Origin of the sequence: Allobaileyella intestinalis (assembly GCF_009695865.1) — a bacterium.
Lineage (GTDB): Bacteria > Bacillota > Clostridia > Peptostreptococcales > Anaerovoracaceae > Allobaileyella > Allobaileyella intestinalis.
On record NZ_VUNB01000005.1, the window covers coordinates 229099 to 251206 of the forward strand.

A 22108-nucleotide genomic window follows, 5' to 3' on the forward strand; every position below is an offset into this window, starting at 1 on the left:
GAAAGAGGGAAGGAAAAGGGAAGGTGGATTATAATATTAAGACATGGAATAATGCAAAAAAGAAAAGAAACCGCAGGGGAGCAGTTTCTTTCCGTAAAAAGGGTATTGGGACTAGAGATTATAGAGATTATCAGGGAGATAATCTCTATAAGTATTATAGCCAAGTCAAGGAGGAAAATCAATAAAATATCTGAAACGATGACATCATAAATAGAGCTTGCGATGTCATATAACTACAAAGATGAATAAAAAACAGATTGTAAAAATTCGTACAGTATGAAATTGGATTGTTAAAATATAAGGTTTTAACAATTTGTATACTGTTCTAACCAATCACCTGTTTTCAGTCATATATTTGAACATAATAAATCCGGCAGGTGCAAACAATATTTTGCATCTGCCGGCTATAGTTTTTAATGAAAAATGTATATTTCTGATTGACTGTTTAGACATTGAAGAGGAAATGTATTACGTCGCCGTCTTTCACTACATAGTCCTTGCCCTCTGATCTTATCAGGCCCTTTTCTCTGGCTTTTGCCAGGGAACCGCCGCAGGAGATTAAATCATCGTAGGAGATGGTCTCCGCACGTATAAAGCCTTTTTCAAAATCAGAGTGGATCTTTCCGGCAGCCTGTGGTGCCTTTGTGCCTTCTTTTATAGTCCAGGCTCGGACTTCCGGCTCACCTGCAGTCAGATAGGAGATAAGGTCCAGAAGTCTGTAAGATGCCTTGATCAGCTTATCAAGACCTGACTCTTCTATGCCAAGGTCTTCCAGGAATGCCTGACGCTCATCATCCTCCAGTTCAGCCATCTCTGCTTCAATCTCTGCACAGATGGTTACACAACCAGAACCTTCTTCAGCGGCATATTCCTTTACAGCCTTAACGTATTTGTTGTCTTCGTTTCCAATATCGTCTTCGGAAATGTTTGCAGCGTAGATTACTGCCTTTGATGTGAGAAAATCATAAGACTTCATAAATTCCTGCTGGTCTTCATCTAACTCCAGGGTACGGAGGGGCTTTCCAGCTTCCAGCCATTCCTTTGCCATTTCCAGTGTTTTAAGGTTGCCGGCCTGTTTTTTATCTGCTTTCAGACTCTTTGTAACCTTAGCGATAGCCTTTTCGATTACCTCAAGATCAGCAAAGATGAGCTCCATGTTAATGGTCTCGATGTCGTCTACAGGATCAATATGTCCGTTTACATGGACAATGTTTTCATCTTCAAAACAGCGTACAACATGGACGATAGCCTGTGTCTCTCTGATATGACCAAGAAACTTATTGCCCAGACCTTCGCCTTTGGAAGCTCCTTTTACAAGACCAGCAATATCGCAGAACTCAATAGTTGTATAGATAGTCTTTTTCGAATTATATATTTCATGGAGTACCTGAAGCCTTTTGTCAGGGACTGTAACCACACCAATATTTGGCTCTATGGTGCAGAATGGATAATTTGCCGCTTCAGCACCGGCCTTTGTAATGGCGTTGAAAAGGGTGCTTTTGCCTACGTTTGGCAGACCGACTATACCAAGTTTCATAAATTGATAATCTCCTTAATCTGTGTTTAAAACTGTGTTCTGGATTTGAAATACCTGGACACAACTAGTAAGTATAACGTTTTCATCCCTGAGTGGCAAGAATGAACGCTAGGGGCAGCCAGATATTATCTACTCTTCCTCATCGTAGCTGTGCCTGTTTGCTCGTCCTCTTCCTCTTACGTAGAAAGATGGATCAGAGTCTTCTTTCCATTGAGATTCACTGGAACTGGAGTCCTCACTTCCAGAAGAGGACTGGCCGAAGGCCCTGTCTATTTCGCTGGATGTTTCAGCTGCCTGCTGGAAGTACTTGTCCTCCAGGGTGGTGTCCTGATATTTTTCTGCTTCTTTGTCCAGCTGATGCTGAAGCACCTCATCTGTTTGAGTTTCCTTGGAAATAACTTTCTCAAGTTCTGCTTCTACGGCCTTGGCCACAGCCTGGGCTTTATCTGCTTCTTTCGGTTTTGTATTAAGGACAGGTTTTTCATCAAAATCAGGCATCAAATAATGGCTGGAATCGGTTTTTTCGTTTACCGGGCTATCCAGTGTAATTACGTTTTCTTCTGCCTCATCAATTCCGGAGAAATCGAATTCGCCTGTGGTATCCAGATTCTCGTCAGGGGCCTTTACTACTGTAAGAGTTTTTTCCTTGTTTAGTTTCATCTCTTCAACAGGATCTGTGAAAGGAGCCTTCGAAGATTCATTAACCTCAGCTGATTTATCAAGACTTTCTCTTTCAGCTTTCTTTGCTTCTTTTTTAGCCTTCTTTTCTGCTTTTCTTTCTGCTTTTTCAGCTTTTTTCTTTGTTGATGTTGAAGCAACAGCTGTGTTTCCTTTTTTTCCTGCTCTTGATTTGCACACAATGAATAAAATCAGAGAGAAGATGAAAAAGGCAACGCTGATTACCTGTGCCTGTCTGAAGGGTCCGATCATCAGGCTGTCAGTCCTAAGGGATTCAACAAAAAACCTCTCCAGGGAATAGAGCATGCCATATAAAGAGAAAATTTTTCCCCTGAAGGATCCATTTCTGTCAATAATGATAAGAAACAAGAAGAGGGCGAAACACCAAATTGATTCATATAGAAATGTTGGATGTACCTTCTGGCCGGCAACTTCAATTGCCCAGGGAAGATTAGTGGGAGTTCCATGAGCTTCACTGTTAAAGAAGTTGCCCCAACGGCCGATGGCCTGTGCAAGGGCTACTGATGGTGCAAGAAGATCAAGAAGTGATAGAAAATCCACTTTCTTGAGGCGGCACATTATGAATACACCCAGGATTCCGAAAATCAAACCTCCGTGGATGGCAAGACCGCCTCCACGAATATTGAAAATCTCGGAAAGATTATTTTTGTACAAGTCCCAGCTGAAAATGACGTAATAGGCTCTGGCACCGATTATTCCGAAGGGAAGGAGCCAGATAGCGGCATCAAGGACATTTTCCTGTTCTATGCCATGTTTAGGGGCTCTGATATAACTGATGATGACGGCAAGAACTACTCCCAGGGAAATGAGGATTCCGTACCATCGGATGTCTAGTCCTGCAATAGTAAAAGCTACAGGATTTGGTGCTGTCATGATGAATTCCTCCAATATATTAAAATAAATATGGTACAATAAAAGATGTGTTAATGTTGGAAATACAGAGGCAGGAAAACTGATCTGAAATAATTATTTCCAAACTTTCAAAAAAGTATGTGCATTTTGCTTCACACTGTGGTAGTATATCACAAGTGCGGTGAACGAACCACGTTTCTCTTGAAGGTTCGGACACTGCACAAGCGAATGAAAAATTGTTAAAAAAAGGGGTTGACACAAAAGGCCCACAAGAGTAAAATAACATTCGCAGTCCTGATGACAGCAAACATTTGGCGGCGTAGCTTAGCTGGCTAGAGCGTTCGGTTCATACCCGAAAGGTCGGTGGTTCGAGTCCACCCGCCGCTACCAATTTGGACGCTTAGCTCAGCTGGGAGAGCATCTGCCTTACAAGCAGAGGGTCATAGGTTCGAGCCCTATAGCGTCCACCAATTTATGGCCGGGTAGTTCAGTTGGTTAGAATGCCAGCCTGTCACGCTGGAGGTCGACGGTTCGAGCCCGTTCCCGGTCGCCAATTGCGGTGGGTATCGTCAAGCGGTTAAGACACAGGGTTGTGGTTCCTGTATGCGTGGGTTCGAATCCCACTACCCACCCCAATTTATAAATGGGGTGAGGATAATTAAATAAGTAATGATGGGGTATAGCCAAGTGGTAAGGCAACGGATTCTGATTCCGTCATGCGCAGGTTCGAATCCTGCTACCCTAGCCAATGGCGACATAGCCAAGTGGTAAGGCAGAGGTCTGCAAAACCTTTATCCCCAGTTCAAATCTGGGTGTCGCCTCCATAACAGAAGGGGTTCAGCGTATGCTGGGCTTCTTTTTTTCGGAGGAGTAAGGTGGAAAACCACGGCATGTTGTAGCGTTGAAACAGGGCCTTCGGGCTCTGTTTTTTTATATATTTTTTGATACTGTTAAATCACCTCAAACAATAAATCCATGCCGGCAGGGCATGTATTTATAAAAACAAACATAAGACTAAAGCTGCGTCTAGCTTTCTCTTTTCTTTGCAGCGCTCTTAGTATTTTTTCTTAATTTAATGCGGCGGTCGTCTACTGAACCAGCCTTGCGGATCTTGTAGGATCTGTATGGAGAAAGCAGGGCTCCCAGTCCCTTGTTATAAAGCATGAAACCGTAGACAGAATAGAAAGCATGGGCATTCATGGATTTGAAGGTCCATCCTCGTTCCTTTCCGCCGCAGGTGATTGGAACACCTTGCCGAATGGCATCTATTAAATCATCGTTAGATCTGATTTCAGCATCTATGTCTGTATATCCCATTCCAACATATTTGTAGTCGTGAGAATCAGATCCGCCGAAACCAGGCTTCATATACTCATATGTAAGGGCGTCAGACAATCTGTTGGCTTCTTTTGATTCACAAGAGTTGAAGGCTTCAATGAAATCGAAGTCATTCAATATTGATGCGTCTTTTTTCAGCCGGTGAAAAAGCATGGCACTTGAGCTGCGGATTCCGAAAGGATGGGCAGGACCAAGAATGCCGTCGTATTTGTGTACCAGCTCAATCAGGGAGTTAACAGACATTCCTCTTATTGATAGAGCTTTGATTTCTACACCATCAGGCATGATGACAATAAAATGGCCAGCGTCTCTAGTATCGTACTCGATACCTTTCAGAACGACAAAATCCGTCTCCCTGCTAAGTGGAGTTTTCTTCCATACATTGTATCCATCATATGAATCATGGTCGGTAACCAGCATTCCCTGGTATCCTTTTTCGGAAAGAAGCCTGACATAATCAGTAATGGATACTTTTGCATCAATAGAACCATATTTTGTATGACAATGCATATCAAATCTCAAATTGATGTCACCTTACTTTCCAGATCAATTTATTCACTGTGATCATGCATGTATTATATTAGGTTTCCTTGACAGCTGTATGAAACTATTGAAACTTTATGGGAATAAAATCACTCTTCTTTATATACATCTGAAAGTTCCATCTCCGGATTGGATTCAAGAATTTCCTTTACTCTGTTATATTCTGCAAAAACTGCGGTCTTGATCTTCTCCCTGGTTGTGGAGGAAAGGGGATGAGCAATATCTCTGAATTCTCCCTTGCCTAACTTCTTGCTGGGCATTGCAATGAACAGTCCATTGGCGCCGTCAATCAGCTTAATATCATGCACCGCAAATTCTCCATCCATTGTTATTGATACTATGGCCTTCATTTTATCCTCATCGCAGATTCTGCGTACTCTTACATCTGTGATTTCCATTACAGACCGCCTTTCCGTACCACTAAGAAAAACAGTGCATCGTGCACGTGGTTTGATTAATTATAAACTGCATAATTTACTTCATCAATCTGACATTATTAATGTCAAAAAATAATACATTGCACAATGAATGCCGTGGAAACGGTTGATTAAAGATGAAATAATTAGTTCATCAAGGAATGTAGTTCTGGATAAATGAATTCAAAAAATCCTGCCGTGAAGGGAACTTCATAGCAGGAAAGAAGAATTTTTATGTGAAAATCTAAGAAAACCCTAATACCGAACCATGTTTTATGGACATTGTCATAAAATAATCAATGTGAAGGGCTGTTTAATACCAGTTATCAATTGAGTTAGGGGAAACCTTTATTGTTTTGTTTTCCTCATCAATGTTGTCAAGGTAAACGATAGGGAAGTAGTTGGAGATTTTTTTCTTCTCCGGTTCTCTGGAGGCCATTGCCACCCCCGCACCATTTACCGTTATGTTGAACTCAGACAGTATTTCCGTCAGTCCTTTGAGACTTCCGCCGCCTCTCATAAAATCATCAATAATTATGGCGGAAGCACCGTTGTTCACAGCCCTCTTTGATATGGACATCTTCTGTATGCGTTCATAGGATCCGGAAAAATAGTTTATGCTGACAGTGGAGCCTTCGCTGTATTTAGGTTCTCTTCTTACTACGACCATTGGAACGTTCAGCATGAGAGCAGTCATTTCTGCAAGGGGTATTCCTTTTGTCTCCACAGTTACCACATAATCAGCTTCAGTGTCCCTGAAGTAGTGAGCCAGAATGAGAGCCATGTCTCTTATCATGTGGCTGTCAAACATAATATCCGAGGTGTACAAAAATCCGCCGCCCAGTATTCTTGAAGGGTCCATGAGCTTATTGCACATCTGTTCCTGGAATGCGGAGGCTTCTTCAGAAGAAATCCCCGGCCTCATTCTGATACCGCCGCCGACACCTGGTATGGTTTCTATAAAACCGTGACCAAGTTCCCTGGTAATCTCGTCAGCAGCCTTTATATCTTCACTGAGGCTGGATTTAGCTATATCGAATTTTTCACAGAAATATCTGGAGGGATAGATTTTGTTTGGGTTCAGGGACAGCTCTGTTAAAAGAGCGGCCACACGCTTATTCTTTTTCATACATGTTCCTCCGTTTTTTATTTATTTTAAATATTGAACGAAGAATGTCAATTTGTTCTTTATTGTACGGAATTATGGTGAAAAAATAAGTATACTGTTGAACTCATTTCTATATTTCTTGTAAAGGTTTTAGAAATGGAATATAATAATTCCGCATGATTTGAATTTGGAGGTGCAGATATTGACAGATATCTCAAAATATAAAAGGATACATTGTCTTGGTATTGGCGGAATCGGCTTGTCCGCAGTAGCCGAGATTCTCAATAACGCCGGTTACATTGTTACCGGAACAGACATGAAGAAGTCTGAGGTTACAGAACATCTGGAGAGCATTGGAATAAAAGTTTACTACAAACACGCTCCCGAGAACGTAGAGGGTGTGGACCTGATTGTTTATTCAGTTGCTGTTGCAGATGATAATCCGGAGATGGTCAGAGCAAGAGAGCTGGGAATCCCTGAGATCACAAGAGCTCAGATGCTGGGTGCCATTATGGAACATTTTCAGGAAAGTGTTGCCATTTGTGGAACTCATGGTAAGACCACAACTACGTCGATGATTTCTCTTATCTTGAGGAATGCTAATTACAAGCCTACCATCCTTGTCGGCGGTAATGTTCCGGAGATTGACGGAAACGTAGAGATCGGTGAACACAAGTATTTCGTAACAGAGGCCTGTGAGTATATGGACAGTTTCCTGAATCTCAGACCTTCTCTTGGGGTTCTTCTTAACATCGATTCTGATCATCTTGACTATTTCAAGGATATCGATCATATTAAGGCTTCATTCAGACAATTTGTCACACAGATTCCTGAGGACGGCACCGTAGTTGCATATGGAGAGAATCCTTTTGTAAAGGAAGTCCTCAGAGGCGTAAAGAACACTATTACATACGGTTACTCAGAGGGAAATAAGTATTATGCAGAGAATATTTCCTTCGATGAGTCCGGATATCCTGAGTACGACATCTGCAGCAACGGAGAAACCCTGTGCCATATTCACCTGGGTGTACCTGGAGAACACAATGTGCTGAACTCTATGGCTGCCTATGCAACCTGTCATTTCCTGGGAGTGTCTGATGAAGTAATCTGTGATACCCTGATGAATTTCCACGGACCACATAGAAGGTTTGACTTCATTGGTGTGACTGGCAATGGAGTTAAGGTAATCGATGACTATGCACATCATCCTACAGAGATAAAGGCAACTCTTAAAGCTGCCAGAAACGTTAAGCATAACAAGCTCTGGTGTATTTTCCAGCCTCACACATATACGAGGACAAAGGCTCTTTTCGATCAGTTTGAGGATGCGTTTACAGATGTGGACACACTTATTGTGACCGACATATATGCAGCCAGGGAGAAGGACGTATACGGAGTTTCTTCCTACAAGCTGGTTCAGGCAATGAAGGAGAAACATCCTGAAATGGATATCAACTACATTCAGGATTTTCCTGATATTGCCAGATTCATTACAAGGCATGCAGGTAAAGACGATATCGTCATTACAATGGGTGCCGGAGATGTGTATAAAGTAGGAAAAATCATACTGGGAACTGCGGAGTAACAGGAATTCCCCGGGAATGCCGCCAGTTGCCAAGGAATGAAATCTTTTTTTCCAAAAAACAAAACAGATAGGAAGCAGAATGAATATAGAAGAGTATAGAGAACGTGAAAAAGCCAGACTTGAGGCTAACAGAAAGAGACTGGAAGATGATGGGGTAGAGTTCGTTGACATCTACTCCGCATATATCGATGAGTCAGTAGTTATAGAAGCCGGAGCTCTTATTGGACCAAATGTTACCCTTCAGGGAGACACAGTTATCAGATCAGGTGCTCACATAGGCCAGTCATCGGTAATCAGAAATTCTGAAATCGGATGCAGAACAGATGTTGAAGCATCGTATATTTATGACAGCAAAGTTGGTGAGGACACTCATGTAGGGCCTTTTGCTTATATCAGACCGGGCAGCACCATTGGAGATGGATGCAAGGTGGGAGATTTTGTGGAAGTAAAGAATTCCAGCATGGGCAATGGAAGCAAATCCAGCCATCTTACCTACATCGGTGATGCAGATGTGGGAAAGAATGTTAACCTGGGCTGCGGCGTTGTTTTTGTTAACTACGACGGGGCAAAGAAATACAGAAGCACAGTAGGTGACGATTCTTTCGTTGGGTGCAATTCCAACCTGATCGCACCGGTACACCTGGGAGAAGGTGTTTATGTAGCTGCAGGCACTACTATAACTGAAGATGTGCCAGATGATTCCCTTTGTATTGGAAGATCCAGACAGACAAACAAAGAGGGATGGGTAAAAAAGAGAAAGATTCTCAAGAAGGATCAGGATAATTAATCACAGCCTTAGAGCTATACAAATCTGGTAGATACCGTATGCGGTTTTTACATACAATGCACTGGAGACAATACACATAGGGGGATTCATTCAAATGGACAAAGACGTATTTGCAAATATGAAACTCTTCGCAGGTAACGCACATCCGGAACTTGCAAAAGAGATCGCCGACATCATGGGTGTAGAGCTTGGTAAGGCCACGGTCAACAAGTTCAGCGACGGAGAGATTTCAGTCAGCATCTGGGAATCTGTCAGAGGCAGAGACTGCTTTATCATCCAGCCTACAGGTGATCCGGTAAACGACAATCTTATGGAGCTGCTTATTATGGCTGACGCAATGAAGAGAGCCTCTGCAGGAAGCGTCAATGCCGTTATCCCTTATTATGGATATGCCCGTCAGGACAGAAAGGCAAAGGCAAGAGATCCAATCACATCTAAGCTGGTGGCCAATATGCTGACAGCTGCAGGTGTGGACAGGGTGATTACAATGGATCTTCATGCTAATCAGATTCAGGGATATTTCGATATTCCTGTTGACCATCTGCTGGGAATGCCTATTCTCTGTCAGTATTTCATGAAGAAGGATCTGGATGATGTTGTAGTTGTATCACCTGATCACGGAAGTGTTACAAGAGCAAGGAACATGGCAGAAAAGCTGAACTGCCCGATTGCCATTGTTGATAAGAGAAGACCTGAGCCTAACAAGAGCGAGATCATGAACATCATCGGAGATATCAATGGAAAGAACTGCATTATTCTTGATGATATGATCGACACGGCTGGCACTATCACAAATGCTGCCAATGCAATTAAAGAGATGGGCGCTAAGGAAGTATATGCTTGTGCAACACATGCAGTACTTTCAGGTCCTGCTATTGAAAGAATCGAGAAGAGTGCAATCAAGGAAATGGTACTTTTGAACACACTGCCTATTCCTGAGGAAAAGAAGCTTGATAAGATGAAGTTCCTGTCAGTTGCACCGATTTTCGCAGAGGTTCTTACAAGAGTTTATACACACGGCTCAATCAGCGACCTGTTCGATAAGTAGGTTGTCAGCAGCGGGACGAAACAGTATGTCCGTAATAGCATGATAAAAGGGTAATATGAGAGGCAACGGGTTCAAATGGGTCCGTTGCCTTTTGTGAATTAATGAGGATACAACTATATGTATATAATCGCAGGCCTGGGAAATCCGGGAGCAAAGTACGATAAGACAAGGCACAACATGGGCTTCCATGTTATAGATATTCTGGCAGAGAGATATGGAATAAGTGTTAATAAATCTCAATTCAAGGCACTGACAGGTCAGGGAATTATCAGAGGGAAAAAGGTTCTCCTTGTTAAACCCCAGACCTTCATGAACCTTAGCGGTCAGTCCATCTCTCAGGTCATGAACTTTTACAAAGCTGATCATCAGGATCTGATGGTGGTATACGATGATCTGGACCTTCCCCTTGGAAATATAAGACTTCGTAAATCGGGAGGGCCGGGAACCCATAATGGAATGAGGTCTGTTGTGGGAGAACTGGGATATAAGGATTTTCCCAGACTAAGGCTTGGAATCGGAGCTCCGGAAAAAAGTTCAATGGTCAATTTCGTAATCGGGAAGGTTCCGAAAGAAGAGCAGATACAGCTGAACCAGGCTGCATCACTGGGAGCCGATGCAGTTGAAGACTATATAGAATCAGGCATTGACCTGGCCATGAACAGGAACAACACGAAGCGGGACAAAAGCGAATAGCCCTTTAATCTCGCAGAGTGACAAGAATTTTTCACGGAGAGAAAATGAAGAAAGAATATTGTGGCGTCACCGGCAGCAGAATCGCTTATTACGGTTCTAAACTGGCGGAGAAAAACAAAAAAACTCTAATGATCGTTTCAACGGAGAAGGCCGCCGGACTTATGGCTAGTGACCTGTCTTTTTTCATGCCCGAAGGAACAAAGATCTTCACCATGCCGGAGGAAGATGACATCCGCATTGTGTACGAGGCAAGGGATACAGATGGGCTGGCAAAGAGGATAACTGCACTGGATGGACTTACAGGACCGGATCCGGTAATCGTGGTTGCACCTGTTTCGGCAGCCATGAGAAAGCTGGAGAGAAAAGAGCGGTTTGCTGCATCTGTACAGCATCTGAAGACAGGCCAGATATGCGATCCGGATGAACTCAGAAACGCTCTTGTAAAAGGAGGGTATTCACCTGCGCCGGTAACGGAAAATCCAGGAGAGTTCAGTGTGCGTGGAGGAATAATAGACGTGTTTCCTCCGGGAAATGAATATCCGGTGAGAATAGAGTTTTTTGATGATGAAATCGATTCCATCAGGACTTTTGATCCTGAGAACCAGAGATCCGTTGATAACCTGGATGCAGTGAGACTCTGTCCTGCTGCAGAGATAGTTCCGGACAGAGATGAGCTGAACAGCGCTCTGGAGAAAATCCTCAGTGAGTATGACAGCAGAATTCAGGAATGTATGGATCAGCATGGTGATGAAGATGTTGAAGACGGCCGGATTGACAGATTAAAGGATATCAGGAACAGGATCAGCGAGCTTTTCACAACAGGTGCAAGCCCCAGAATATTCGGGGATTATATGAATTATTTCAATGAAGGTGACAACTACCTGTGGGATTACCTGGATGACGGGCTTCTCATGGTGTCAGATCCGGACAGGGTTATCCAGTCCATCCCTGAATATCAGGATAAAGGGGCTTTTCTAAAGGCTTTTGAACGGGAAAATATTGCAACATTCACACCTTTCCAGTCGGGAAGTGAAAACAAAACTGGTGATTTTGAGACAGTTTCCGTTCAGGGAAGGCAGGCCTCTTCGTACAACGGTCAGCTTCAGCTATTTGCCAGTGACATGAAGTACTGGCTGAGCAGGGGTTATAAAGTAAAAATAGTAACTGCATCAGGTGACAGATCCGAAAGAATCAGAGAGTATCTGAATGATTCTGCTGTACGGGGCTCCATTTCCTACGAGGTGGGGGATCTCAGCTCCGGAATGGTTATACAGGACGAGAAGCTGAGCATCATAACTGAAGGTGATATTTTTCCGGACATAAAGAAACGGAGAACGAAAAAACACCGGAAGGGAAAGAACTCCATCGATTTTGCAGACCTTCAGAAAGGCGACTATGTGGTACATGAAACCCATGGTATAGGAAGGTTTGAGGGAATCGTTTCTCTGGAAAGAGGAGGAGATTCCAGTGATTATTTGAAAATCCACTACGCCGGCAGCGATGTTCTTTACATCCCCACGGAACAGCTGGACATAGTACAGAAATATATTGGAAACGAGGGGGAAGCCCCGAGACTTTCAAAGCTTTCTGGGGGAGATTGGCGGAATGCAAGGCAAAAAGCAAGAAAAGCCATAGAGGCCATTGCTGAGGACCTTGTAAAACTCTATGCCCAGAGGCAGGAAGCCGGTGGCTATCCATTCTCTCAGGATACGGTGTGGCAGAAGGAATTTGAAGATGAGTTTCCCTACGAAGAAACTGATGACCAGCTTCAGGCAATCCACGAGATAAAAGAAGATATGGAAAAACCTCTGCCTATGGACAGGCTCCTTTGCGGAGACGTGGGATATGGCAAAACAGAAGTGGCTGCAAGAGCCATTTTCAAGTGCCTGGCAGAAGGAAAGCAGGCTGTCCTTCTGGCACCTACCACACTGCTGGTGGATCAGCACTATCACAATCTGAAAGAGAGGCTCAGCAATTATCCATTTAACATCGAAATGCTTTCAAGGTTCAGAGACGAGGAACAGCAGAAAAAAATAATTCAGGGACTTAAGAACGGAAATATTGATTTCGTTGTAGGAACCCATCGCCTCCTGTCTAATGATATCAAATTCAAGGACCTTGGCCTTCTCGTAATCGACGAAGAACAGCGGTTCGGAGTTAAGCACAAAGAGAAAATCAAGATGCTCAGGAAGAGCGTAGATGTTCTCACTCTTTCTGCTACTCCGATTCCAAGGACTCTTAACATGTCGCTTACAGGAATCAAAGATATCAGCATGATAGAAGAACCGCCAGGAGACAGACTGCCTGTTCAGACCTTTGTTACTCCATATGATGAAGACCTGATCTCCAGCGTAATCTCAAGAGAGCTGTCCAGAAATGGTCAGGCTTATGTAATATCAAACAGGGTTCGTGGAATCAAGGATATTGCAGAAAACATCCAGCATCTTGTACCGGAGGCCAGGGTTGCCGTAGGTCACGGTCAGATGGGGGAGAAGACCCTGGAAAACGTTATGATAGATTTCACCGAAGGAAAGACAAACGTCCTGGTGGCAACAACCATCATTGAAAATGGAATCGACATACCAAACGCAAATACGATTATTATTTTAAATGCAGACAGATTCGGCCTGTCACAGCTGTATCAGCTGAGGGGCAGGGTTGGCAGGTCAGATAAGCTGGCCTACGCATACCTGATGTACGATCCGCAGAAACAGCTTACTGAAATTGCAGAAAAAAGATTGAGCACCATCAGGGAGTTTACGGAATTCGGAGCAGGGTTTAAAATATCAATGCGCGACCTGGAACTGAGAGGCGCAGGAAACGTGCTGGGAGAAGCTCAGAGCGGTCATATTGCGGGAATAGGTTATGAGCTGTACTGCAAGGAAATAGACAGGGCAGTCAGAAAGCTGAAAGGAGAAACCGTAACAGAGACCAGGGCAGAAATCACCATCAATCTGGATTTGCCGGCAAAGATCCCTGAATCATATATTTCAGATGAATCCCTGAAGCTTCAGGCATACAGGAAGATCGCAAGGATCTGGACCAGAGAAGACGCAGAAGACGTTATTAACGAGCTTATTGACAGATTCGGAGATATTCCTGATACAGTCATGAATCTTATTAAGGTTGCAGAGATCAGGAGCGCAGCTGAAAGAATAGGAGCTGAGGAGATTAATATTTCAGGCAGGAAAATCAGGGTTAACTTCGGAAGTGAGAACCATGTCAACGCCTATGTGCTGGTAATGTCCAAACAGGAATTTGGTCAGCGCCTTGCCATCAGAAGTGGCGACAACCCGGAACTTGACTTTTTCCCTGAAAAAAATAAACCTATTGCAGATCAGGTCCTTGGCCTTATGGAGACACTTAACGAAAAGGCGGAAGAATTTCAGTCAGGAGGAGAAAATGCTATTTGAAAACATCGGAATACTGGACGAAAATTTCAACTATAAACCAGATAAGTATGTTCTGACCTTCGGAGACAGGATTGTTTATATCGGAGATAAAAGGCCTGAAGGAAAGGCTTACGAGGGAAATCTGGGACCAGTATACGACGGAAGAGGAAAAGTTCTAATGCCTGGATTCTATAACGCCCATGGCCATTCTCCCATGTCACTGCTGAGAGGTTATGGAGAGGGACTGCCTCTGGACCGTTGGCTGAACGAGAGAATTTTTCCCTTTGAAGCTCAGCTGGACGGAGATGCGGTATATTGGGGAACAATGTTGAGCATGGCGGAATCTGCCAGGTTTGGAATAGTTTCCACAACTGATATGTACATGTTTGTGGATGATATGGTAAAAGCCTATATGGAAAGCCGCATGAAAGCAAACGTCAGCAGGGCCGTTACTAATTTCGGACACGAGAAGCCGGAAAATCTTCAGTTTTATAAAGACATGGTTGACGTTATCAAGATGTATGATGGTTTTGGAGAAGGTAGAATTAAAGCAGATGCCGGTCTCCATGCAGAGTACTCAAACGATGATGATACAACTCTTCTGGTGGCTGAAACAGCCAGAAAGTACGATGTAAACATGCACGTTCATGTTGCTGAGACAAAGTTTGAAACGGAAGGGTGCAGGGAGAGGCATAATGGCAAGTCGCCAGTAGAATATCTGGATTCTATGGGTATTTTTGACCAGAACACAACTGCTGCCCACTGCGTATGGCTTACGGATGAAGACAGAAAGATTCTTGCATCAAAGAATGTTACTGTTGCCAGCAATCCTGTCAGCAATATGAAGCTTGCCAGCGGATTCTGCAATGTTCCGGAACTGTATAAGGCAGGAATAAATGTGGCAATTGGAACAGACGGGCCTTCAAGCAACAACAGCCTGAACTTTTTTGAGGAAATGAAGGTATTTGCTCTTCTTGGAAAAGCAGTAAGCGGTGATGCGGCAGCCATGGATCCCCGTAAGGTGCTTTACAGCGCAACAAGGGCTGGTGCCATGGCTCAGGGAAGAAGGAGCTGCGGACTTATAAAGGAAGGATGGCATGCAGATCTGATAGTAGTCGATCTGGATACAGTAAACATGCAGCCAATAGAAGATGTTCCAACGGCTCTGGTGTTTTCAGCTGACGGTAAAGATGTTCTTCTGACTATGGTTGACGGCAGGGTGATATATAATAATGGAGAATACGACACCATTGATGTGGAGAAGGCAATTGCTATGACAAAGGAAGCCAGAATAAGAGTGGGAGGCAGAGTATAGTTCCCGAGGATAATGGCGGATTACTCTGTCCAGAAAGTGATGAAAGGGCTAAAATCGTTGAAAAATACGACAAAATTTGATGTATGTTGTTGACACTTTCAGAAGGCGTTCGTATAATAGTAGCAGTTGAATCTCACTAAGGAGGAAAGTTATGAACAAGGCCGAGTTGGTAAGCAAGGTTGCAGATAAGACTGGATTCAAGAAGAAGGACGCAGAGGCTGCTCTGGACGCAGTTCTTGGAACAATAGAGGAGTCACTGGTAGCTGGTGACAGCGTAAGACTCATCGGTTTCGGAACATTCGAGACCAGATCCAGAAAGGCAAGAAAGGGCAGAAATCCTCAGAAGCCAGATACTGTTATCGATATCCCTGCTTCAAAGGCACCTGTTTTCAAGGCCGGAAAGTCCCTGAAGGATGCTGTAAACAAGTAGTGTAACATGCTTGTGATTAAAGACGGATGGCTTAAGGCTGTCTGTCTTTTTTAGATGTGATCTTTAGTGAAAAGACGTTTAAGCCGGTGGAGTACGAAAGCTTTAGCTTCAAGACAAACCTCCGGTGGTTTGGGTTACCGGTGTCCTTGACAATCTGTTCACAGGAGATTATTATTTCCGTTGGGATGACAACTGAATAGTTTTATCAAAGGAGTGCCCTGAACTGGGCTGAGATATGGCGAGCAGACATAAATCCTTATTACCTGATCAGAGTAATTTCTGCGTAGGGATGATATTAACATACACGGTCCGCATTGCTACTCTGCAGTGCGGATTTTTCTTTTGTGAGAAAACGAAGACAGGGGCGTTCCAGATGAGTTTATCAGCTTTTATTATATTGGATCGGAGGGACAGATAGATAGAAATGGTTAAGATAAATGGAGAAATGACGGATGCCGCCGGTGCCGTGCTGGAGGATATCCTGGTGGAAAAGGGCTTTAACATGAAGTTCATCGCCGTGGAGATCAACGAGCATATAGTAAAAAAGGCGGATTATCCGGAGACCATCCTGCAGGACGGTGACACGGTAGAAGTGGTATCCTTCGTGTCGGGAGGTTAGAGAGTGGTAACGGAAAAAGAACTTTTTGAGGCGTTGGCCTCGAGGCATACGATAGAGGGCCAGAAAAAGATATCCCGCGCCTCGGTGGCCATATGCGGCCTCGGAGGACTGGGCTCCAACGTGGCCATTCACCTGGCCCGGTGCGGCGTAGGCCGCCTCCATCTGCTGGACTTCGACAGAGTTGACCTGCCTAATATCAACCGGCAGCAGTACCGCCTGGATCAGATTGGAACACCAAAGGCCGAGGCTCTGAGAGACGAGCTGAGGGACTTTGCCCCTTATATAAACATAGTCACAGATCAGGTGAAGCTGACTCCGGAAAACATTCCGGAACTGCTGAAGGACGATGAATACATTGTGGAGGCCTTTGACAAAGCTGACCAGAAGGCAATGCTATGTAACGTTGTTCTTGAAGAGCTGCCTGAGGCAGTTCTGATTGCGGGTTCCGGCATGGCAGGATACGGAAAGAGCAACGAGATACAGACCCGCCGCGTATCATCCCGATTCTACATCTGCGGAGATGGAGAGACTGGGCTGGAGCAGGCCGGTACCCTTTTTTCCCCGAGGGTGGCAATATGCGCAGCCCATCAGGCGAACCTGGTGATTCAACTAATCATGGACGGGGAGTAATACAAAGAGAGGTGGCCGCATAGTTACGTGTGTGGCTGATGGAAAAAAGACGCCGCGGAGAATCGCCGGCGCATGATGAAAAAGGCCGATGCAGATTCATGGAGTCGGCTAGAGGAGGAGAAAATGGCAGAAGAAATGAAAAAAGACAGCTGGGAGCTGGGAGGACACAAGTTCACATCCAGGTTCATCCTGGGATCTGGAAAATATTCATTTGATCTGATTAAAGCGGCAGTGGAAAATGCCGGTGCAGAGATTATCACCCTGGCTGTAAGACGGACGAATACCAAGGATCCTGAGAACATACTGAACTATATTCCTGACGGCGTAACTCTGCTCCCTAACACCTCAGGTGCAAGGACCGCAGAAGAGGCCGTAAGAATAGCAAGGCTTTCCAGGGAGCTGGGCTGCGGTGATTTTGTGAAGTTAGAGATAATGAGGGATTCAAAGTATCTTCTGCCCGATAACAACGAAACCGTAAAGGCCACTAAGATCCTGGCGGACGATGGCTTTGTGGTGATGCCCTACATGTATCCGGACCTCTACAGTGCAAAGGCGCTGGTGGATGCAGGTGCTGCCTGTGTCATGCCTCTAGCCGCACCTATCGGTTCTAACAGTGGCCTTCAGACGAAAGCATTCATCCAGATCCTCATCGACGAGCTGGAAGTTCCGGTAATTGTGGACGCGGGAATCGGCCGCCCATCCCAAGCCTGCGAGGCAATGGAGATGGGAGCTGCCGCCATCATGGCAAACACCGCCATAGCAACGGCCGGGAACGTGCCTGAGATGGCATGTGCCTTTAAAAATGCCATCGAAGCGGGCCGTAAGGCCTACCTGGCCGGCATGGGGAGAGTCCTCCAACGCGGCGCGTCATCCAGCGATCCCCAGACTGGATTTCTGAGAGGCTAGGATTTAGAGATGAAGGACCAGCAAAAATTTATTTGCATCACAAATCGAAAACTTGTAAAAGGTGATTTTCTCTCATGGCTCCAACTGATCCTGGATTGCGGCGTCAATGGTCTGCCGGCCCCGGACTGGCTGATCCTGAGGGAAAAGGATCTTCCTCCATCAGATTACATGATTCTAGCTCATCGGGTAATTGACCTGTGCAGCGCAAAAGACAAACTCTGCCTTCTTCACAGCTGGCCGGATGTTGCGCGGGAGCTGGGCTGTAAGAACATCCACTTACCTCTCGAAAAACTGCGTCAAATGAACAGTGAAGAAAAAAGTTTTTTCCGCATTCTTGGCGTCAGCGTTCACAGTCCGGAGGAGGCCAGAGAAGCCCGGGCCCTTGGAGCAACTTACGTGACCTTTGGCCATGTTTTCGCCACCGATTGCAAAAAAGGGCTTGAGCCCCGGGGGCTTGACAGTCTCGGTGCCTGCTGCGCCGGCGTGGACTGTCCGGTCTATGGGATAGGTGGAATCAACGAAAAAAACTATGGGGACTGCATGAAGACCGGCGCTGCCGGAGTCTGTGTGATGTCTGGGTATATGAGCGTTACCAGTTCTAATGGGTCAAAATAAACAGTATCTTTTTGTATTTTATTGACATTACCTGTTTATTAATTCGACATAAATGGTACAATATAGAAAACATTGGTGTTGACCATACAGAAAGGAAGTGTGTCATGGAATTCAGAAATGCGATACTAAAAGAAAAGAAGCAGATTGCTCATGATTCATACAGTTTTAAGATGACAGTTCCAGAAGGTTATTCATGGAAGGCCGGTCAGCATGTGATGTGGCGGATTCCAGGATACGAAGTGGATGAAGGAGACAGGGATACCAGGGTATTTACCATAGCATCGGCTCCTGAAGATGGTTTTCTGATGTTTGCTACCAAGATTGGAGAACTTCATACCAGCTTTAAGGATATACTTCTTAAAAAGATAGAACCGGGAGATACGATTCAGGTAGCAGAGCCTCTGGGATCCTTCGGATTTAATCCTGAAAAAGTAAAATCTCTTATAATTGTGGGTGGAATCGGCATCACACCAATAAGATCCATAATGCGTCATGAGCTGGATTCTCACAAAAACGGACATAAAATACACATGCTGTTTTCTGAAGCTGGCGGTGATCACCCATTTGGTGACTTCTTCCGTGAAGCTGACGCAAAACTGGAGGATTTTTCGGTGGAATTTGTCACTGAAGTAGATGTTTTCACTGGGAAAACTGCAGAATACGCCAAGGCCAATGGAAACGAAGCTGAGTACCTTATTGCCGGTTCACCGGGAATGAACGCAGCTTTCACAAAACAGCTTCAGGAACTTGGCATAAAAGATTCTAATATTGTTAAAGACGAATTCTTCGGATACTGATGGGCTTGAATTTGATTTAGTTCAATTCGATTCAATTCAATGGGAAAACCTTGTTACCGAAAGTAAAATAATTATTTCGGTTGTTTTTTACCTTAAACAGATCAGAGCTTCTTCTTAAATATGAGCAAACCCAGTTATTGACAGTATTAGAAGGCGTTCGTATAATAATACAAGTTAAAGCTCATTAAGGAGGATAGTTATGAACAAGGCTGAGTTGGTAAGCAAGGTTGCAGATAAGACAGGATTTAAGAAGAAGGATGCAGAGGCAGCACTTGATGCTGTTCTGGGAACAATAGAAGAATCATTAGTAGCAGGAGACAGTGTAAGACTTATTGGATTCGGAACATTCGAAACCAGATCCAGAAAGGCAAGAAAGGGCAGAAATCCTCAGAAGCCAGATGCAGTTATTGATATCCCGGCTTCAAAGGCACCTGTATTCAAAGCCGGAAAGTCTCTGAAGGATGCTGTAAACAAGTAGTCTGATTAACTTGGAGTTATTGGCAGACGGCCTGGTGCTGTCTGCTTTTTTATTATTTAAGTTTAATCGTCATTATTATTTAAAGCCTGAAAAAGAATATACGAAAAGGAGAGAGAAATGCGGCTGGATAAATTTCTGAAGAATTCAAGAATAATAAAGAGAAGGACAGTTGCAAAAGAGGCATGTGAAGCAGGCCGTGTCCAGGTAAACGGAAAAGAAAGTAAACCAGGAACAGAATTGAGCGTTGGAGACAAAATAACAGTTACTTTTGGAAACAGTATTTTAAACGTTCAGGTAACAGAATTAATTGAATCTCCCAGAAAAGAAGATGCACAAAAAATGTATATCGTAATAGATTAAAATAATTGCAGGTTATTAACAGCGTAATCCACAGGGTTATCCACCGAAACATGCCTTTAGCTTGTGCAAAAGAAATTCATTAACGAGATAACACGATTTATAACAGAGGAAAATAAGCCTATTACATTGTAAAATCTATACATAACATCTCCGGAGAAAAACAGGAACAGCGTATTGAATATTTGGAAAGATGAGGGATATTTATGTATAGAGAAAAAACTAGGGAAATCTGTTACAGTGACACAGAGTATATTTCAGTGGTGACAAACAATATCTGTTCAAGGATTCATATCAGCGATATTGCCATGGCCGAGCAGGATGGAAGGAAACTGCTTATTGTCCTTAAAGATGGAGAAGAATTTTCATGTTATGCAAAGCTCAGCGACATTAGCCAGGCACTGGACAAATACGGACTGTATAAAGTAATGGAGAGCATGTACATCAGCTTTGATGCTGTCAATAAGGTAGAGGATAGAGAACTCAGCTTCTTCTGCGGAAAGACATGTACATTCGGGAGAAACAATTTTATTAAGATGAGACAAGCGTATAAGAAGTATCTGAGAAGCTTTCCTCCATACACGGTGGATGTTCCTATAGAAGATGCGGAATATGCAGAAGCCGTGAAAAACGAGGATTTTCAGAATTACATATATTCACCGGAGGTCTTATCAGAAATAGCGAAGGGATTTGCACGGCAGTAAATCATTTATAGACAAATCTGTAAATACAAATAATGTGTAAACACAGTTAATAGTGTATGCTTGTAAATATATCAAATCAGGCTATGTTAAAAAATATATAATATTTCTTAAATATCTCTTTACGACAAAATAATATTATGCTAATATAAATAAGCCGTTCGATGAACGGCATTTATTATACAGCAAGTTGAACAATACAAGATGACATTTGATTGATTGTTCGAAGAAATTCAAATTAATTTCAAAAAGTCCTTGACATGTTCGATAAAGAGCCGTATAATAAACAAGCTGTCGCACAGAGCGGCAACAGCACATTGAAAACTAAATAGTACAAAGAAACCAGTCGAAAGAACTGTAGCAATACAGACTTAAGACAATGTACATAGCAATCATGAGATGGTAAGTCGAATGGTTCACGTACAATTCTTTAAAAACAATGATTTCGAAATGAGATCGAGCGCAAAGCGTCAGATCTGAAATCAGGATCGATTTAAATGCCGAAAGGTTTTAAATACAAATTATAAAGAGTTTGATCCTGGCTCAGGATGAACGCTGGCGGCGTGCCTAATACATGCAAGTCGAGCGAGAAATTCTTTAATGAATCTTCGGAGGATTTAAAGAATGGACAGCGGCGGACGGGTGAGTAACGCGTAGGCAACCTGCCTCACACAGAGGGATAGCCATTGGAAACGATGAATAATACCTCATGAAACCGGAACAACACATGTTGATCCGGTCAAAGATTTATCGGTGTGAGATGGGCCTGCGTCTGATTAACTAGTTGGTGAGGTAACGGCTCACCAAGGTGACGATCAGTAGCCGACCTGAGAGGGTGATCGGCCACATTGGAACTGAGACACGGTCCAAACTTCTACGGAAGGCAGCAGTAGGGAATCTTGCACAATGGGCGAAAGCCTGATGCAGCAACGCCGCGTGAAGGATGAAGGCCTTCGGGTTGTAAACTTCTGTTCCCGGGGACGAAGAAAGTGACGGTACCCGGGCAGCAAGCCCCGGCTAACTACGTGCCAGCAGCCGCGGTAATACGTAGGGGGCAAGCGTTATCCGGAATTATTGGGCGTAAAGAGTGCGTAGGTGGTTATGTAAGCGTGAGGTTTAAGGCAGTGGCTTAACTACTGTTCGCCTTGCGAACTGCATAACTTGAGTGCAGGAGGGGAAAGCGGAATTCCTAGTGTAGCGGTGAAATGCGTAGATATTAGGAGGAACACCAGCGGCGAAGGCGGCTTTCTGGACTGCAACTG

General features: G+C 44.0%; 20 protein-coding genes, 6 tRNA genes, 1 rRNA gene and 1 riboswitch. Of the genes, 22 read left to right on the top strand and 5 right to left on the bottom strand.

Features of this window, described 5'->3' with window-relative positions; all coding sequences use genetic code 11:
• Nucleotides 1-445: 445 nt before the first annotated feature.
• Complete coding sequence (gene ychF / locus FYJ66_RS07400; protein WP_154572871.1) at nt 446-1537, bottom strand: redox-regulated ATPase YchF; 1092 nt, start codon at nt 1535-1537, stop codon at nt 446-448.
• Nucleotides 1538-1666: 129 nt separating this feature from the next.
• Nucleotides 1667-3109: a prolipoprotein diacylglyceryl transferase gene (gene lgt, locus FYJ66_RS09525; RefSeq protein ID WP_154572872.1), complete on the bottom strand. Its 1443-nt coding sequence runs from the start codon at nt 3107-3109 to the stop codon at nt 1667-1669.
• 292 nt (nt 3110-3401) lie between these two features.
• On the opposite strand from lgt, the gene FYJ66_RS07410 reads away from it, so the two are divergent.
• The 6 genes from FYJ66_RS07410 to FYJ66_RS07435 all read left to right on the top strand — a co-directional run bounded on the left by FYJ66_RS07410 (nt 3402) and on the right by FYJ66_RS07435 (nt 3912).
• Nucleotides 3402-3478, top strand: a tRNA-Met gene (locus FYJ66_RS07410).
• 4 nt (nt 3479-3482) lie between these two features.
• Nucleotides 3483-3558, top strand: a tRNA-Val gene (locus FYJ66_RS07415).
• Nucleotides 3559-3564: 6 nt separating this feature from the next.
• Nucleotides 3565-3641: transfer RNA gene (locus FYJ66_RS07420), tRNA-Asp, on the top strand.
• 6 nt (nt 3642-3647) lie between these two features.
• Nucleotides 3648-3723: transfer RNA gene (locus FYJ66_RS07425), tRNA-His, on the top strand.
• A gap of 38 nt (nt 3724-3761) precedes the next feature.
• Nucleotides 3762-3836: transfer RNA gene (locus tag FYJ66_RS07430), tRNA-Gln, on the top strand.
• A 2-nt stretch (nt 3837-3838) separates the two neighbouring features.
• Nucleotides 3839-3912 (top strand) — tRNA-Cys (locus FYJ66_RS07435).
• Between the two features lie 202 nt (nt 3913-4114).
• On the opposite strand, the gene FYJ66_RS07440 is transcribed toward FYJ66_RS07435, so the two are convergent.
• The 3 genes from FYJ66_RS07440 to purR form a co-directional block, all read right to left on the bottom strand.
• On the bottom strand, nt 4115-4936 hold the full coding sequence (locus tag FYJ66_RS07440) for a PHP-associated domain-containing protein (protein WP_154572873.1): 822 nt from the start codon (nt 4934-4936) through the stop codon (nt 4115-4117).
• A gap of 122 nt (nt 4937-5058) precedes the next feature.
• On the bottom strand, nt 5059-5367 hold the full coding sequence (gene spoVG / locus FYJ66_RS07445; protein WP_154572874.1) for a septation regulator SpoVG: 309 nt from the start codon (nt 5365-5367) through the stop codon (nt 5059-5061).
• 331 nt (nt 5368-5698) lie between these two features.
• Entirely contained in the window at nt 5699-6514 is an 816-nt protein-coding gene (purR, locus tag FYJ66_RS07450; protein WP_154572875.1) for a pur operon repressor, read from the bottom strand.
• Nucleotides 6515-6695: 181 nt separating this feature from the next.
• Between purR and murC the strand changes: the two genes are divergently transcribed.
• The 16 genes from murC to FYJ66_RS07530 form a co-directional block, all read left to right on the top strand.
• Complete coding sequence (murC, locus tag FYJ66_RS07455; RefSeq protein ID WP_154572876.1) at nt 6696-8078, top strand: UDP-N-acetylmuramate--L-alanine ligase; 1383 nt, start codon at nt 6696-6698, stop codon at nt 8076-8078.
• Between the two features lie 79 nt (nt 8079-8157).
• Entirely contained in the window at nt 8158-8865 is a 708-nt protein-coding gene (locus FYJ66_RS07460; RefSeq protein ID WP_154572877.1) for a DapH/DapD/GlmU-related protein, read from the top strand.
• A gap of 94 nt (nt 8866-8959) precedes the next feature.
• A complete protein-coding gene (locus tag FYJ66_RS07465) occupies nt 8960-9913 on the top strand; it encodes a ribose-phosphate diphosphokinase (RefSeq protein WP_154572878.1) in 954 nt (317 codons plus the stop codon).
• Nucleotides 9914-10030: 117 nt separating this feature from the next.
• Nucleotides 10031-10606, top strand: a complete 576-nt coding sequence (gene pth, locus FYJ66_RS07470) for an aminoacyl-tRNA hydrolase (protein ID WP_154572879.1) — start codon at nt 10031-10033, stop codon at nt 10604-10606.
• Nucleotides 10607-10650: 44 nt separating this feature from the next.
• Nucleotides 10651-14019, top strand: coding sequence for a transcription-repair coupling factor (gene mfd / locus FYJ66_RS07475; RefSeq protein WP_154572880.1), 3369 nt, complete (start codon nt 10651-10653; stop codon nt 14017-14019).
• Nucleotides 14009-15313, top strand: coding sequence for an amidohydrolase (locus FYJ66_RS07480; protein ID WP_154572881.1), 1305 nt, complete (start codon nt 14009-14011; stop codon nt 15311-15313). Before mfd ends, FYJ66_RS07480 begins: the two co-directional genes overlap by 11 nt.
• Before the next feature lie 151 nt (nt 15314-15464).
• Complete coding sequence (locus FYJ66_RS07485) at nt 15465-15743, top strand: HU family DNA-binding protein (protein WP_077389506.1); 279 nt, start codon at nt 15465-15467, stop codon at nt 15741-15743.
• 198 nt (nt 15744-15941) lie between these two features.
• Nucleotides 15942-16050: riboswitch (TPP riboswitch) on the top strand.
• Between the two features lie 117 nt (nt 16051-16167).
• Nucleotides 16168-16362 (top strand): sulfur carrier protein ThiS, encoded by a 195-nt coding sequence (gene thiS, locus FYJ66_RS07490; RefSeq protein WP_154572882.1) that lies wholly within the window; start codon nt 16168-16170, stop codon nt 16360-16362.
• A gap of 3 nt (nt 16363-16365) precedes the next feature.
• Nucleotides 16366-16992: a sulfur carrier protein ThiS adenylyltransferase ThiF gene (thiF, locus tag FYJ66_RS07495; RefSeq protein ID WP_338071183.1), complete on the top strand. Its 627-nt coding sequence runs from the start codon at nt 16366-16368 to the stop codon at nt 16990-16992.
• Between the two features lie 123 nt (nt 16993-17115).
• On the top strand, nt 17116-17898 hold the full coding sequence (locus tag FYJ66_RS07500; RefSeq protein WP_417281405.1) for a thiazole synthase: 783 nt from the start codon (nt 17116-17118) through the stop codon (nt 17896-17898).
• A 9-nt stretch (nt 17899-17907) separates the two neighbouring features.
• A complete protein-coding gene (locus FYJ66_RS07505) occupies nt 17908-18513 on the top strand; it encodes a thiamine phosphate synthase (RefSeq protein WP_154572883.1) in 606 nt (201 codons plus the stop codon).
• A 104-nt stretch (nt 18514-18617) separates the two neighbouring features.
• Nucleotides 18618-19310 carry a ferredoxin--NADP reductase gene (locus FYJ66_RS07510; RefSeq protein WP_154572884.1) on the top strand — a complete coding sequence of 231 codons (693 nt, stop codon included), beginning with the start codon at nt 18618-18620 and terminating at the stop codon, nt 19308-19310.
• 199 nt (nt 19311-19509) lie between these two features.
• Nucleotides 19510-19788 carry an HU family DNA-binding protein gene (locus FYJ66_RS07515; protein WP_154572885.1) on the top strand — a complete coding sequence of 93 codons (279 nt, stop codon included), beginning with the start codon at nt 19510-19512 and terminating at the stop codon, nt 19786-19788.
• A gap of 117 nt (nt 19789-19905) precedes the next feature.
• Entirely contained in the window at nt 19906-20148 is a 243-nt protein-coding gene (locus FYJ66_RS07520) for an RNA-binding S4 domain-containing protein (RefSeq protein WP_154572886.1), read from the top strand.
• A gap of 203 nt (nt 20149-20351) precedes the next feature.
• Nucleotides 20352-20849, top strand: a complete 498-nt coding sequence (locus FYJ66_RS07525) for a LytTR family transcriptional regulator DNA-binding domain-containing protein (RefSeq protein WP_154572887.1) — start codon at nt 20352-20354, stop codon at nt 20847-20849.
• A 517-nt stretch (nt 20850-21366) separates the two neighbouring features.
• Nucleotides 21367-22108: ribosomal RNA gene (locus tag FYJ66_RS07530) — 16S ribosomal RNA — on the top strand; the annotation flags it as partial.